The 14808-nt window shown below is 75.3% G+C and carries 12 protein-coding genes; 3 read left to right on the forward strand and 9 right to left on the reverse strand.

Annotated elements, in window-relative coordinates:
- The 4 genes from VGL20_12670 to VGL20_12685 form a co-directional block, all read right to left on the reverse strand.
- Nucleotides 1-583 (reverse strand): hypothetical protein (locus tag VGL20_12670; GenBank protein ID HEY2704535.1); only part of this gene is annotated, 583 nt, incomplete at its 3' end.
- Nucleotides 580-4302, reverse strand: coding sequence for an ATP-binding cassette domain-containing protein (locus VGL20_12675; protein ID HEY2704536.1), 3723 nt, complete (start codon nucleotides 4300-4302; stop codon nucleotides 580-582). The genes VGL20_12675 and VGL20_12670, both read right to left, overlap by 4 nt.
- 2 nt (nucleotides 4303-4304) lie before the next feature.
- A complete protein-coding gene (locus VGL20_12680; protein ID HEY2704537.1) occupies nucleotides 4305-5966 on the reverse strand; it encodes a hypothetical protein in 1662 nt (553 codons plus the stop codon).
- Nucleotides 5967-6067: 101 nt separating this feature from the next.
- Nucleotides 6068-6838 carry a G1 family glutamic endopeptidase gene (locus tag VGL20_12685; protein ID HEY2704538.1) on the reverse strand — a complete coding sequence of 257 codons (771 nt, stop codon included), beginning with the start codon at nucleotides 6836-6838 and terminating at the stop codon, nucleotides 6068-6070.
- 183 nt (nucleotides 6839-7021) lie between these two features.
- Here VGL20_12685 and VGL20_12690 point away from each other — a divergent pair, with 183 nt between their 5' ends.
- A complete protein-coding gene (locus VGL20_12690) occupies nucleotides 7022-8626 on the forward strand; it encodes an AMP-binding protein (protein HEY2704539.1) in 1605 nt (534 codons plus the stop codon).
- A gap of 54 nt (nucleotides 8627-8680) precedes the next feature.
- On the opposite strand, the gene VGL20_12695 is transcribed toward VGL20_12690, so the two are convergent.
- The 4 genes from VGL20_12695 to VGL20_12710 all read right to left on the reverse strand — a co-directional run bounded on the left by VGL20_12695 (nucleotide 8681) and on the right by VGL20_12710 (nucleotide 12403).
- Nucleotides 8681-9721 carry a hypothetical protein gene (locus VGL20_12695; protein HEY2704540.1) on the reverse strand — a complete coding sequence of 347 codons (1041 nt, stop codon included), beginning with the start codon at nucleotides 9719-9721 and terminating at the stop codon, nucleotides 8681-8683.
- Nucleotides 9721-10737: an LCP family protein gene (locus VGL20_12700; GenBank protein ID HEY2704541.1), complete on the reverse strand. Its 1017-nt coding sequence runs from the start codon at nucleotides 10735-10737 to the stop codon at nucleotides 9721-9723. Before VGL20_12700 ends, VGL20_12695 begins: the two co-directional genes overlap by 1 nt.
- Nucleotides 10738-10838: 101 nt before the next feature.
- Nucleotides 10839-11792 (reverse strand): hypothetical protein, encoded by a 954-nt coding sequence (locus VGL20_12705; GenBank protein ID HEY2704542.1) that lies wholly within the window; start codon nucleotides 11790-11792, stop codon nucleotides 10839-10841.
- Between the two features lie 143 nt (nucleotides 11793-11935).
- A complete protein-coding gene (locus VGL20_12710) occupies nucleotides 11936-12403 on the reverse strand; it encodes a nitroreductase/quinone reductase family protein (protein ID HEY2704543.1) in 468 nt (155 codons plus the stop codon).
- A gap of 277 nt (nucleotides 12404-12680) precedes the next feature.
- Here VGL20_12710 and VGL20_12715 point away from each other — a divergent pair, with 277 nt between their 5' ends.
- Nucleotides 12681-13319: a hypothetical protein gene (locus VGL20_12715; protein ID HEY2704544.1), complete on the forward strand. Its 639-nt coding sequence runs from the start codon at nucleotides 12681-12683 to the stop codon at nucleotides 13317-13319.
- A 10-nt stretch (nucleotides 13320-13329) separates the two neighbouring features.
- Here VGL20_12715 and VGL20_12720 read toward each other — a convergent pair whose 3' ends face one another.
- A complete protein-coding gene (locus tag VGL20_12720; GenBank protein HEY2704545.1) occupies nucleotides 13330-13920 on the reverse strand; it encodes a helix-turn-helix transcriptional regulator in 591 nt (196 codons plus the stop codon).
- A 101-nt stretch (nucleotides 13921-14021) separates the two neighbouring features.
- Between VGL20_12720 and VGL20_12725 the strand changes: the two genes are divergently transcribed.
- Nucleotides 14022-14798 carry a hypothetical protein gene (locus VGL20_12725; GenBank protein ID HEY2704546.1) on the forward strand — a complete coding sequence of 259 codons (777 nt, stop codon included), beginning with the start codon at nucleotides 14022-14024 and terminating at the stop codon, nucleotides 14796-14798.
- Nucleotides 14799-14808 lie beyond the last annotated feature (10 nt).

The following is a 14808-nucleotide window of genomic DNA, read 5'->3' on the forward strand; positions in this document are numbered from 1 at the left end:
GGGCCAGCGCCGCGAGGTGGTCGAAGTGGATGCCGGCGCCGTCGCCGGTGAGCATCGCGGTGTCGCTGACGGTGCAGTCGTACGGCGGCACGTCGCTGAGCGGGCCGTTCTCCACGGGGTGGAAGGGTTGGGTGGTGGGACAGGCCATCAGGCTCACCGAGGGCGGCTTCACGCCGCCGCCCAGGCCGAGGGTCAGGGTGCCCACCTGCGCTCCAACGGCGACCGGGAAGCTCAGCGCCGCCACCGCCAGCGCGCCGGGAGGCGCGCCCCCGGCCGAGACCGGCGGCGGGGGGGCCGGCGGAGGCGGCGGTGCGGGTGCGGCCGGGGGCGGCGGCAGCGGGGCGGGCAGCGGCGCGGGCGGCGCCGGGACGGCCGGCGCCCCACCCCCGGCCGCGCCCTCGACCAGCAGGTCGCCGGTCTGCACGTCCGGCGGCGGCGGCACCGCCCCGCCGGGGGCTCCGGCCACCGACCACCAGGCGGTGCTGCCCGGCGCCTCCGCCGCGGCATGGTGGACGCCTCCGGCCGACAGCGCCAGCCCGGTGGCCAGGGCGGCCACGGCGATCAGGGTGCGAGCCCCCCTCATGCCGGCACCGCCGCGGCGCCGAGGTAGGCGGTCACCACCCTCGGGTCCGAGAGCACCGCGGCCGGAGGGCCGTCGGCGATGACCCGGCCGAGGTCGAGCGCCACCAGCCGGTCGCAGACCGCCTTGATCAGCGGCATGTCGTGGGCGATCACCAGCATCGCGCACCCGGTCTCGGCGCGCACCCGGCGGAGCAGCGGGGCGAGCGCCTCGGTCTCGCGCTGGGCGATGCCCGACGACGGCTCGTCGAGGAGCACCACCGAGGGGTTGTGGGCGAGGATCATGGCGAGGTCGACCACCCGGCGCGTCCCCGTCGACAGCTCGCGGACGAAGCTGTCGCGGTGGGCGCCGAGGTTCATGAGCTCGACCAGGTCGGCGACCGTCCAGCCGACCTCGTCCTCCTGCTCCCAGACCGCGGGCAGCCCCAGCGCGGCGCTCAGGGGGTCGCGGACCTGGAGGTGGCGCTCCAGCCCCTGGGCGAGGTTCTCGGCGACCGTCAGGGAGGGGAAGATGCGCGCGTCCTGGAAGGAGCGGCCGAGCCCGGAGCGGGCGCGGCGGTCGGGCGACCAGCCGGCCACCTCGACGCCCTCGAGCTCGATGCCGCCCTCGTCGGGCTCGAGGAAGCCCGAGACCAGGTCGCAGAGGGTCGTCTTCCCCGAGCCGTTGGGGCCGATCAGGCCGAGGATCTCGCCGTCCCGCAGCCCCATGTCGACGCCGTCGACGGCGTGGATGCCGCCGAAGGAGCGGCGCAGGGCGCGCACCCGCAGCACCGTGGCGCGCTCCGCCGGCACCGGCTCCGGGGCGGCCGGTGCGACGACCGCCGGCGCGCGCTCGGCGAGGAAGACGGAGCGCACCAGGTCGTCGCGCTCGGCGAGCGAGTCGGGGGTGCCCTCGAAGCGCACCTCGCCCTTCTCCATGAAGTAGGCGCGGGAGGCGAGCGCCAGGCTGATGTCGAGCGACTGCTCGACGACCACCACCGTGGTGCCCTGGGCGTGGAACTCGCGCACCTGGTCGAGAAGCTGTGCCACCACCACCGGGGCGAGGCCGAGCGACAGCTCGTCGACGATGAGCAGCCGCGGCGAGGTCATGAACGCCATCGCGAGGGCGAGCTGCTGCTGCTCGCCGCCGCTGAGGTCGCCGGCGCGCTGGCCGAGTCGCTCACCCAGGCGGGGGAAGCGGTCGAGCACCCGGGTCCGGGCGGTGGCGGCGGCGGTGCGGTCGCCGCCGAGCAGCCACCCGGCGAGCCGGAGGTGGTCGGCGACGCTCACCGTCGGGAAGACCCCCCGCCCCCCCGGCACCAGGGCGATGCCCAGCCGGGCGGCGACCTGGGGGCCGGCGCCGGTGATGTCGCGGCCGTCGAGGAGGATGCGCCCGGCGAGCGGCTCCATGAGCCCGCAGACGGCGCGGAGCAGGGTCGACTTCCCCGCGCCGTTGGTGCCGAGCAGCGCCACCACCTCACCCTCGCGCACCTCGGCGCTCACCCCGAAGAGCACCTGCACGGAGTCGTAGGCGACCTCGAGCCCCTCGCAGACCAGCAGCGGCACGGTGCCGCCGGCGGCCGGCGCCGGGGCGTCGGCGCGGCGGTGGTGGCGGCGGCGGCGGCGCACCCGGCCCCGGCCGCCGCCGCCACCGCCGTCGCCCTCGCCCGCCAGGCTGGGCACCTCGATGCCGTGGCGCCGCGCCACCGCCCGGAGCAGCCGGTCGCGCAGCCCGTACAGCCCCGAGGCGAGCCCCCCGGGTGCGGCGAGCAGGAGCAGGAGCACGCCGACCCCGCTGGCGAGCACCTGGAGGTCGCCGAGCCCGATCGCCGGCCCGACGTAGCGGAGCCCCTCGTAATAGAGGGCGCCGAGCAGGGCCCCGGGCAGCGAGGTGAGGCCGCCGACCACCACGAACACGAAGACCTCGAGGCTGGTCAGCACGCCGAAGGTGGGACGGTCGACGGCCTGCTGCTGGTAGGCGAGCAGCGCTCCCGCCACCGCGGCGATGAACCCGGAGATCGCGAAGGCGGCGAGCCGGGCGCGGGTGGCGCTGGTGCCCACCGCCTGGGCGGCGGCGACGTTGTCGCGCACCGCGATCAGCGAGCGGCCGGCGTGGCTGGCGCGCAGCGACCGCGCGCACAGCCAGGCGAGCCCCAGCACGCCGAGGCAGACGTAGTAGAAGGCGACGTCGCCGCGGACGTCGACGGCTCGATAGATGATCGGCCGCAGCACCGGCACGTCCAGCCCGGGCAGCAGCCACGACGTGTACTGGCGGTCGAGGACCACGTTCTGCACGGTCACCGCGAAGGCGAGGGTCACCACCGCGAGGAAGAGGCCCTGCACCCGCAGCGCGGGCAGGCCGATGAGCAGTGCGGCGGCGGCGCCCGCCAGCCCGGCGGCGAGCAGGGTGACGAAGAAGTCGGCGTGGTGGTTGACGGCGAGGCCGCCGGCCACCGCCGCGCCGATCCCGCAGAAGGCGAACTGCCCCAGCGAGACCTGCCCCGCCCAGCCACTCAGGATCACCACGGAGATGCCGACGATCGCGAAGATGACCACCAGGGAGGCGAAGTTCGCGCGCACGCTGCCCACCACCAGCGGCAGGGCGACGAGCAGCGCGCAGACCGCGATGCGCAGACCGATGCGGCCCCAGCGCACCTCCGGGGTGGCGCGCAGCTCCAGGGGGATGGGGCGGAACTCGCGCAGGGTGCGGAAGGTGGAGACGCCGGTGTCGAAGGCGCGGCTCACCGTGCCCCGGCGCAGCAGCAGGGCGCCGAGGATGATCGGGAGCATGAGCGCGGCGCTGAGGTCGGGCTTCGAGGTGCCGAAGAAGGCGCTCTGGTCGATGACCCCGATGCCCATGCCCGCGAGCAGCGCCAGCGGCAGGCTCTCCATCCCCGCCACCACCGCCGCGGCGAGACCGTAGAGCAGCACCGTGGGGCTGACGCTCGCGCCGGGGGAGAGCCCGGTCACCGGCGCCCGCATGAAGACCGCGATCGCCGAGCAGACCGCGGCCACCACCCAGACCAGGGTCGAGAGCCGGCGCACCGGGATGCCGAGCAGCGCGGCGCGGTCGGCGTTCTCGGCGGCGGCGCGTACCGCGACCCCGTAGCGGCTCAGCCGCAGGAAGCCGGCGAGCCCGAGCATCAGCGCCACCGCGACCACGAGGATCGCGATGTGGTCGCCGTCGAAGATCACCCCGCCGAGCTCGAAGCGCAGCCCGCGGAAGGGGGTGGGGAACTCCGGCGGCGCCAGCGTCCGCCCCGACACCAGTGCGGGCATCGCGATCTCGAGGACGGCGAGCACCTGGGCGAGGCCGATGGTGGCGACCGTGGCCACCAGCCGCGGCGAGCGGCGGAACCGCCGCATCACCACCACCTCGACGAGCGCTCCGGTGAGCGCCGCGCCGCCCAGCATCACCCCGGCGGCGACCCAGTAGGACACGTGGCGGTCGGTGACGAGCAGCAGCGCCAGCACCGCGGGCACCGCGCCCAGCCCCACCTGGGCGAAGCTGATCAGCCGGTCGGCCCGGTAGACGAGGATCAGCCCCAGCGCCACCAGCGCGTAGAGGGTGCCGATCACCATCCCGTTGGCGAGGATGCCGAGGGGAATGCCGGTGGGCAGCGGGAGCACCCCGACGTGGGTGATCCGCCCGCGGCCGAAGAGCAGCTCGTCGGCGGCCACCAGCGCGACCGCGGCGGCGGCGATCCGCAGCCCGGTGCGCAGCCCGGGCAGGCGCACGGGCACGCTCACACCCCCGGGGGCAGGTTCGGCTCTCCGGCGGTCCACTCGCCGGTGACGTAGCGCTGGCCGCCGTTCAGCTGGACGTAGGCGCCCGGCTTGCCGTCGAACTCCGAGGTCGCGGAGGCGCTCCAGTAGATCTCGCGGGCGTCGCTGATCCAGGTGTACTTGCCCGGGGCGAAGTGGAGGTAGGGGATGTGGGGGTCGTGGGTGGTGCGCCAGCCGCCGTACGACGGGCTGGTGAGGGTGGCGCGCTCGAAGGTCAGCGGGGTGAGCGCCGGCCCCGCCAGCTGCAGCGAGTTGGCGATCACCGCGTAGCCGGTCCACCCGAAGGCGGCGAGCGGGACCGGCCCGGTGCCGCCGGTCGCCCGGTAGACCTTCGCCCCGTCGGAGTGGTCGACCGACTGGAACGCCGGCAGGTCGCCGATGCCGAAGGCGTGCTGCCACTGCTGGGTGTCGTAGGCGCGGCCGAGGATGTCGATGTCCATCAGGAAGCCGCCCTCCATGACGTTCTCGGGGAAGTACGCCTGCGAGGTGGCGGCGTGGGTCCCGAAGACCGGGAAGATCGGGTCGCCGGCCCACATGATGGTGGTGACGTTCGAGCTCTTCAGCTTCGCCATCAGGGTCGTCGACTGGGCCACCGCGGTGCTGGTGTCGAGCGAGTACAGGGCCATCTGCGCCCCGTTGCGATCGCAGCGCTGGATGCCCGCCTGGAGCTGCTCGAGCGCGGGACGGAGGATGTCGAGGTCGTCGGCGACGATCGCCACCTTGCGCGGCAGCCGCTGCAGGAGGGGATCGCCGGCGAAGCGCGCCGGCAGGTTGGCGAGCTTCTTGCACCAGTACTCGGAGGCGAGGACGGCCTGCTCGTCCTGGCCCATGAGGAGGCCGTAGAGGTAGGGCCGGTGGGCGATGCTGAAGGCGTTGCTGAGGCCCCCGAAGCTGATGATGCCCTTGCGTGCGAGCTCGTCGTAGACCTCGCCGGCAACGCCGAACCACATCGCCGCGAAGGGGTGGTAGGTGGCCGCCGCGGTGTCGACCTCGTTGCGCAGGCAGGGAATGTCGGGTGGCGCGAACTCGCACTGGCCCTGGAAGACGTCGAAATGGACCTTCCGGCCGTAGAGCTCGTAGCGGGTGTTGATGAAGGTGGCGGCCCGATCGCGGAAGTCCTGCTCCTGCTGCGGGCTGCTGCTGAGCCCCTGCGACGCGATGATGGCGTCGACGGCCGCGTTGCGCTTGGGCCGGTAGAGCACCACCTCGATGCTGGTGCGGGTCACCCCCTGCGAGGTGGCGCCACCGTTGTCGCCGCCGCCCCAGGTGGGGGCGCAGGGCGGGGCCACGAGCAGCCCTCCGAACTGCAGGCCGCCGGCGCAGTGACGGGTGTCGCCGCCGGCATGACCGGTGCCCGGCAGCGCCGCCGCCGCCCCGACGCCGGCGCCGGGGCCTCCCGCGGTCGCCGGCCGGGTGCCACCCGGGCCCGTGGCGCCGGTGCCGGTGGTCGGGTCCGCCGCGCCTCCCGAGTCCGCGCCGGGGTCGGCGCCGGGCGTGGCGAGGGCGGCCAGCGGCGGCGGCGCCGCGGCGGGCGCGGGCGCGCGCGACGGCAGCGCGATCGCCAGCACCAGCTGGGCGATGGCAAGCAGCAGCAGAGGTGAGTAGCGCCGGACTGGGATCACCCCCCAAGTCCCTCCCTTCCCCGTCTCGGGTCGTGGCGGGAGGATTGCACGGGCCCGTCGCTTGCGTCAACTTCGCCGAACGGGGGCGGACTCCGCCCCCGTCAGCGCACGCTGACGCTGAAGGAGGCGCCGTCGGCGCTGACCGGCGACGGCTGGGCCAGCACCGACCCGTTGGAGCGGACCATCGTGATCAGGTCGGCCGCCCAGGTGGGTGCCGTGATCGTCCCCGAGCCGCCGCCGGCGTCGGCGCTGCACATCGAGAAGGACACGTAGCCGAAGTTCGCGAGCGGGAGCACGTTGCAGCTGCTTCCCGAGCACGCCGACGGCGCCTCCGCGATCCACTCCGCCGACGTCAGCGGGCCCGAGGGCCCACGCCGCACCGTCGAGAAGCTGCGTCCGCTGGTGACGTCGCGCAGGGTGAGCGTGGTGCCGGCGGCGATGGAGTCGACCACCGCCTCGATGTGGTCGCCGGGCCGGATCACCAGCGCGATGCGCACCCGGGCGGCCGGATAGAGCTCGTACCAGGCGTAGTACGCCGGCTGGTTGGTCTGGCTGCAGTCGGCGCCGGTGCCGATCTGCTCGACATAGTTGGAGACATAGCCGTCGAGCCCGATCCAGAAGCTCGAGTAGGTGCCTCCGTTGGGACAGCTCACCGCCGGCTGGACCCAGGCGCCGCGCACGCCGGTGAACTGCATCCCGGTGCGGTGGACGGCGTAGCCGGCCCAGTTCGGGCTCGACATCGACGCGCTCGCCGCCGGCGCCTCGTGGATCTGCGGCGGCGCCGGTGACCCCGCGCCGACCATCGCGGCCGCCGTCGCCAGCGCCGCCGCCAGCCTCCGCGCGCGCCGACGCCGGGTCGCGACCTCGCCCACGCCGCGACCGGACTCTCCGTGCTGAAGGTCCACCCCGAAACCTCCGCGCCACCCCTGGCACCCTTCCGCCCACGCGGTCAGGATGGTACTGCTCCGCCGCGCATTTTGGGGAGACCGAAGCCGCGGAGGAAATCGTGGCAGTGGTTGTGTATCCTCGGCCCGCGCCCGAGCAGGAGGAGCACCATGCCTCTGTCCACGTCGTACTGGCCCGCGGACACCAGCGTCCCCGTGCTCGAGACCACCGTCGGCGACATCCTGCGCGCGGTCGCCGCCGAGCGGCCCGACCAGGACGCGCTGGTCGAGGGCATCCCCGACCCGGGCGCGCGGCGGCACTGGACCTACGAGCGGCTGCTCGACGACGCCGAGCGGGTGGCGCGGGCGCTGCTCGGCCGCTTCGCGGTCGGGGAGCGGATCGCGGTGTGGGGTCCGAACACCAGCGAGTGGGTGCTGCTGGAGTACGGGGCCGCGCTGGCGGGGATGGTGCTGGTCACCGTCAACCCCGCCTACCGTCCCGCCGAGCTCCGCTACGTGCTCGAGCAGTCGGGGTCGGCGGGCATCTTCCTCCTCCCGGAGTTCCGCACCAACCCGATGGAGCGGTCGCTCGCCGAGGTGCGCTCCGAGCTGCCCGGGCTCCGCGAGTCCATCCTCTTCACCGAATGGGAGGAGTTCTGCGCCACCGGCTCGCCCACCGAGCCGCTGCCGGTGGTCGCCCCCGGCGACCCCGCCCAGATCCAGTACACCTCGGGCACCACCGGCTTCCCCAAGGCGGCGCTGCTCCACCACCGCGGGATCACCAACAACGCCCTGCTGATGACCCGGCGGATGGGATGGGAGCCCGGCGACGTGGCGGTCAACCCCTTCCCCCTGTTCCACACCGCGGGCTGCGTGCTCGGCGTGCTCGGGGCGGCGCAGAGCCGGGCCACGCTGATCCCGGTGGTGGCCTTCGACCCCGCCCTCTACCTCGAGCTGCTGGAGACCCACCGCGCCACCGTCACCTGCGGCGCCCCCACCATGCTGATCGCCGCCATGGAGCACCCCGACCGGGCCCGGCGCGACCTCTCGGCGCTGCGCATCGTCACCTCCGGCGGCGCCACCGTTCCCGTCGAGCTCGTCCGCAACGTCGAGGCCACCCTGGGGGTGCGCTTCACCATCATCTTCGGGCAGACCGAGTCATCGCCCTGCATCACCGCCACCCACCTCGACGACACCGACGTCGACAAGGCGGAGACCCTGGGGCAGCCGCTGCCCCAGACCGAGGTGAGGATCGCCGACCCCGCCACCGGCGAGACCCTGCCCTGCGGCGGCGTCGGCGAGCTCTGCTGTCGCGGCTACCTGGTGATGACCGGCTACTACAACATGCCCGAGGCCACCGCCGAGGCGATCGACGCCGAGGGCTGGCTGCACACCGGCGACCTCGCCTCCATGGACGAGCGCGGCTACTGCCGGATCGAGGGCCGGCTCAAGGACATGATCATCCGAGGTGGCGAGAACATCTATCCGCGGGAGATCGAGGAGCTGCTCTTCAGCCATCCCGCGGTCGGCGACGTCGCCGTGGTCGGCACGCCCGACCCGAGGTGGGGTGAGGAGGTGGTCGCCTTCGTGCGCCCCGCCCCGGGGATGTCGCCCACCGGCGAGGAGCTCGCCGCCTTCGTGCGCGCCCGCCTCGCCGCCTACAAGACGCCGAAGCGCTGGATCCTCTGCGACACCTTTCCCACCACCCCGTCGGGCAAGGTGCAGAAGAACGTGCTCCGCGGCCGGCTCACCGGGGAGGCACTGACGGGGCGGTAGCCCACACCTCTATCCACAGGTCATCCACAGCCTGTGGGAAACGGGCGTTCCCCCTCAGGCGGCCCAGGCGGGGCGCGAGGTGGCGTCGAGCTCGGCGCCCTCGAGCACCTGGCGGGGCGCCGAGGGCGAGCTGCCGCCGGCTCCCGCCAGCCACCAGAGGGTGAAGTCGCCGGCGCCCGCCCCGGGGGCGAGGTAGGCAAGCCCGCCGCCGTCCGGCGCCCAGGTGGGGAAGGCGCAGAGCGCCCCGCCGGCGAGCGCCCGCGGGGTGCCGAGGGTGCTGCCGTCGAAGCCGGCCACCGCCAGGTGGGCGGCCTGGCCGCCCCCGGTGCAGACCATCGCGAGCATCCCGCCACCGGGGGCGAGGTCGGGCTGGCCGCAGTCGTCGCCGGCGCTGGTGAGCGCGTGACCGGCATCGCGCGGGCCGGTCTGGAGCCAGAGCTGGGAGTGGATGTGGGACTGGCCGTCGATCGCGTGGCGCACGAAGATGACCGCGCCGGAGCCGAGCGGCAGCGGCTCGACGTCGCCGCCGGTGTACCCCACCGGGGACGACCAGCGGGTCGCCACCCCCGCCGCCGGCCGGCTCCACACCGCAAGGTCGACGCGGAAGCCCGCCTTGGGGGCGTCGTAGCTGTACCAGAGCCGGCCGTCGGCGCCGCCGCGGGGATGGAAGGCCCAGTGGTCGCGCTCCAGCGACCCGTCGCCCAGCGGCGCCGCGGCGTTGTCGCTGAGGCGGCGCAGCCCATCGCCGCCGGCGCCGGCGCTGTAGAGGTCGGAGCTCTGGGCGCCGCGGCCGACCACCAGCAGCGAGCCGTCCGCCAGCACCGCGGGCTGCATCCAGCGCCGGCCCGCGTCGTGGGTGAGCACCCTGGTCACGGTGTCGCCCCGCAGCCGGAGCAGGTCCCCGGCGGAGGCGACGTACACGCTGCCGGGAAGCTGGAGCAGCGGTCGCACCTGGGAGGGGTCGACGGCGGCTCCGGCGGCCGCGGTGCGCCCGTCGTGGAGGTGGCGCAGCACCCCGAGCCCGGTGTAGACGGCGAGCCCGAAGCCCGCCATCAGGGCCACGAGCAGGATCGACAGGGCGACTCGGCTCCGCATCAGGGGAAGCTCTGCGCCACCCGGGCGTGGATGCGGTCCCAGTCGGGCTCGAGCACCGACTGGCCGTCGATGGTGGCGTCGCGGGTGAACGGGGGCAGCAGCAGCACCCGCTCGACGTTGCCGAGCTGCAGGCCGGAGGCGATCGGCAGCAGGTCGGCGACCTCGGTGAGGCTCATGTCGGTGAGGATCTCGCCGTTGAGCGCCGACGCGATGTCGGGCAGGTCGGTGAGGCTCACCGAGTGGGCCCGGGTGCGCAGCGCGAGCAGCACCTGCTGCTGGCGCTCGGAGCGGCCGAAGTCCTCGCGGAGGTCGTCGTGCCGGGAGCGCACGTACTCCATCGCGGTGAGCCCGTTCATGTGCTGCGCCCCCGGCATCACCGCCACCCGCTGGAACGCGTAGGGGTTGCCGCCGGCGAGGTCGGCGGGATAGAAGTCGTCGAGCACCGGGTTGGTGGTCACCAGGTCGACGCCGCCGAGGCGGTCGATGAGGTTGACCAGGCCGCGCAGCCCGATCCACACGTAGTGGTCGATCTGGACGTTGAAGTCTCTCTGCACGGTGTCCACCGCGGCCGACGCGCCCCCGTTGGCGTAGGCGGTGTCGATCTTCGCCGAGCCGCCGCCGGAGATCGGCGCGTAGAGGTCGCGGGGGATGGAGAGCATGGTCACGTGCCCGCTGCCGGGGTCGACCCGCACCAGGATCATCGACTGGGTCAGCAGGTGCCCGGGGACGAACTTGGCGTCGTCGTCCGACCCCAGCAGCAGCACCGTGAAGGGCTGGTGGTCGGCCGGGGACCGGTGGGTCAGCGAGGTCACCACCGACTGGCCGGTGGCGCCCAGGCCGGTGGCGAGCACCGGCAGGAAGAACGCGACGGCGCCGGCGAGGCCCGCGGCGGTGAACCCGATGACGAGCAGGAGGGCGACCAGGACGCGGCGGTGGCGCCCCCGCGCCGGACCCACCCCGGCCGTCACCGGCCGTCCCGGCCCCGAGCGCCGTGGCCGGCGCTGCTTGGTCGCCATCGTGCGGATGGTACGGGGAGGGGGATGCGGCACGGGGCGGGACCACGTTGGTCCCGCCCCGTCCGAGAGGCTCGCCCTGCTCCGGGCGCCGGTGCGCCGGGCTAGCAGTGGCTGAGCAGCGAGGTGATGCAGGAGAGGGAGGGGAGGCCGGGGAGCCCGGGGAGGCCCAGGTGCAGGCCGCCGCCCGAGGCGGAGACGCTCGGGGCGGTCGCCGAGACCGAGCCGCCGCCCAGGTTCAGCGCGCCGCCGGCGACGTTGACCGCGGGCTGGGTGACCGAGGGGACGATGCCGCCGGCCAGGCCGGTGGCGGTGCCCACCACCGAGCCGAGGGTCGAGGGGAGGCCGTTGACCAGCGACCCGGCGGTGCCCTGGACGGTGCCGGTGAGCGAGCCGGCGACGCCGGTGACCGAGCCGATCGCGGAGGGCACCGAGCCGGCCAGCGACTGCACCGGGGCGGTCAGCGAGCCGATCGCGGGCAGGCCGGGGACCGCCGGCAGCGCGCCGGTCAGCGAGGAGAGGCTGGGCAGGCCGGGGAGCAGGCCGGTGACCGAGGAGACGTCGGGCAGGAGCCCGGTCACCGAGGAGAGGCCGGGAAGGCCGGGCAGAAGGCCGGTGACCGAGGAGAGGCCGGGAAGGCCGGGCAGGAGGCCGGTGACCGAGGAGAGGCCGGGCAGGCCCGAGGCGCTGCCGCCGCCGCTGGCGCCGGCGCCGGCCCCGGAGACCGAGAGCGAGCCGGCGGCGCCGTTGCCGCCGATCCCCAGGTGGCCGCCGGTGATGGAGGAGAGGCTGGGGAGGCCGGGCAGCAGGCTGGTCACCGAGGAGAGCCCGGGCAGCGCCGGCAGGGAGGACACCAGGCCGCCGGCGCCGCCGAGGCCGCCGAGGTCGGCGGCGGCGGTCAGCGGACCTGCGCTGGCGGTCATCGAGCCGGAGTCGCCGGAGAACAGGGCCTCGGCGTGGGTGCCACCCAGGCCGAGGGCGGAGGCGACGGTGGCGGTGACCACACCGGCGGCGGCGGCGGACCCGATGGCGGCGAGGACGAGCTTGCGAGCGGTCATGTGAGCATCCTTGCGGTGGGCTGCACCCCACCTGGGTCATCGGGTGAGAGAGGAACCCGAATCACACCTGGAGACGACCGCGGCGGCGCTGCCCTTGTGGCTCTCGGCGATTCGTTACAGGAGCGATCGAACCGCCACGACCGTCACTGCGATGACGTCGTGATCGGGCCGTCGGCCTCGATGCGGAAGACCGGGTACGCGGGCGCGATCCGGATCAGCTCGGCGTCGGGCGCAGCGGGGCCGACGCCCTCGAGGGTGCTGCTGCCGTCGAGGCGCCACTGCCGCATGTAGGCGCGGAGCAGCGCCGGCCGCTCGGCGACCGGGACCTCGACGGCGAGCACCGGCTCGGTGCGCTTGCCCAGGCGCAGCTCGGCCCGGCCCGCGGTGCGCAGGTTGCGCACCCACTGGGTGGTGCCCCGCGACGAGACCAGGTAGCGGTGGCCGCGGTGGCGGAGCACGTTGACGACCACGATGCGGGTGCGGCCGCCGGTCCGGCTCCGCACCGCCAGCAGGTGGGTGCCGAGCACGCTGACACCGGCGATCGCCAGCACCGCCGGCGCCTGGCCGAGCAGCCGGCGCGCCAGCGGGGCGCGGAGGAGATAGCGCTCCATGGCCTCAGCGTACCGTGCCGGACGGCACCTCATGGTGGCGCGACCGGGAGGTTCGGTGGCACCCGGGGCGATTCGACACGTCTCGGGGGCTTGGCGCGGGGGGTTGCTTCGGATATGGTTGTGGTGCAGCCCGCACCACCGAGCGGCCGGCCGAGCAGGCCAGGCAACGGTTCCTCGACCACTCTTCAGCGTGAGTTTCTGCCAAGTCGGGTGTCAGCTCGGGGCGGGTGGTTCGGGGGTGGGCGTGGCGCCTGGGGGGAACGGAGGCGGGAGACGGATGGCCGGACGCGAGGCACCCTGCACGCTGCGCTTCGGTGAGCGGGTGGGCGAGGGCACCGCATACCTGGACACCGACGAGCTGGTCCTGCGCCAGGAGCGCCGGTTCGCCGTCCCGGTGAGCGACCTCACCGTGGTTGAGACCGCCGACGGCCGCGTCGAGGTCACGTTCCCCGGCGGCACCGCGGTGCTCCACCTCGACGCCGCCTCGCACCGCTGGGCGGAGACCCTGGGCCGCGGGCCCCGGAGCCGGCTCGACCGGCTCGGGGTCAAGCCCGGCCAGTGCGTCGCCGTGGTGGGCACGGTGGAGGAGGGCTTCCTCGGGGAGCTCCGCGGCCGCGCCGCCGTGGTGGTGACCGGCCGGTCGGTTCCTGCCGGAGCTGACATCATCTTCCTGGCCGCGACCCAGCGGGAGGAGCTGGGCCGGGTTCCGGGCCTGGCCCACTGCCTCGCCTCCGGCGGGGTGCTGTGGGTGATCCGTCCCCGCGCCGGGCGGGAGATCGGCGAGCAGGACGTGGCGGTCTCCTGCCGGGCCGCGGGGATGACCGCCGGCCGGGCGGTGCGCTTCACCGCCACCCATACCGCCGACCGGCTGCTGCCCCAGCGGGTGAGCGGGGGCTCGCGCCGCCGGACCCGCTGAGGCCGCCGGCTCAGCCGCTCGCGCGGCTCAGCGGATGGGCCGCGACCACCTCGAGGAAGCGCACCACCGCCCGCGCCGACTCCAGGCGCCAGACCAGCAGGGTGTGGTCGAACGCCTCGGCGGTGGCCAGCCGGGCCTCGAGGGCGGCGAGCAGCGGGGCGAGCCGCTCACGCTGGGCGGTGAGCAGGGGGGCGGCGTCGCCACCGGTGCGGGCGAGCAGGGCGAGCTTCAGCATCAGCTGGGAGCGCACCTCGCGGAGGTGGTCGACCGGGGTGGCCAGCCACGCGCGCAGCGCATCCTCGCCCTCCGCGGTGGCGCTGAGCAGGGTGCGGTGAGGACCCCGCTCGCCCGGCTCCTCGCCGGCGGTGGCGACCATGCCCCGGTCCTGCAGGGTGGTGAGGGCGCGGTAGACCAGCGGCTTGGGCAGCGCCCAGACCTGGCCGACCTCGCCCTCCGGGGCCATCAGCCGGGCGAGGGCGAAGCCGTGGCGGGGCCGCTCGGTGACCAGGCCGAGCACCGCCCACTCGCCGCAGGAGAGCGGGGGCGGGGACGGGGAGGCGGGCATCCCCGGACGGTAGCGCAGCGCGGGGGCGGGTTCCATGGCGAAGCTCCCATTTTCCGCGACTTCGGCGACAATGGGCTCTCGGGCCGCCCCGGGCGGCCGGGAGGGACATGTCGCCCCGCGGGGCAGGGAAGGGAGAGATGCGCGAGGTCACACCTCGTCACCGGGCCGCCACCGGGCTGCTGGTCGCGGCCGCCGCGCTGCTGGCCGGCGCCGTCGAGGCCGCGCCCGGACCGCTGACCACGCTCGCCGCGACGGTCGCGCCCCAGCAGGCGGCCGCGACCCACACGCCGAAGCCGAGCCGCACCCCGAAGCCGACGCCGACGCCGAAGCCGCCGAAGCCGACTCCGGCTCCGCCACCACCGCCACCACCGCCGCCACCGCCGCCGCCGCCGCCGCCACCGCCACCGCCGCCGACCAAGAAGCCGGCCCCGGCGCCGCTGCCGCCCCCGCCACCGTCGCCGAAGGGGGCGCCCGCGCCCGCCGCGCCGGTGGCCGCCGCACCGGCGCCGCCGGCCCCGCCGCCGCCGGCTCCCGCGGTCGCCGTGCCGGCGATCCCGGCGACGCCGCCGACCCCGCCGCCCACCCCGGCGGCCGCCGAGCCCAGCTCCTCGTCCGGGCCGGTCGCCGCGCTCCCCGCCAGCGGCATCGGCCAGGGCGGTGCACCCCCCGGCCCCGAGGGCGGCGGCGGGCCGGCGCCGGTGATCGCGCTCGCCGGCCTGCTCATGATCGGCGGCACCGGGGTGGCGTTGACCCTCCGCAACCGTCCCCGTGCCGCGGCCCCGGCCGGCGCCGCCGCCGGCCCCGCCATCGCGGTCACCGCCGCGGCGCCGTCCCACGCCTTCGAGCGCCTTCCCGACCACATCCAGCGGGACCTGGTCGAGATCAGCGACATCCTGAAGGGGATGGGCGAGTAGCGCCGGCGGA

The organism is Candidatus Dormiibacterota bacterium, assembly GCA_036495095.1.
GTDB lineage: Bacteria > Chloroflexota > Dormibacteria > Aeolococcales > Aeolococcaceae > CF-96.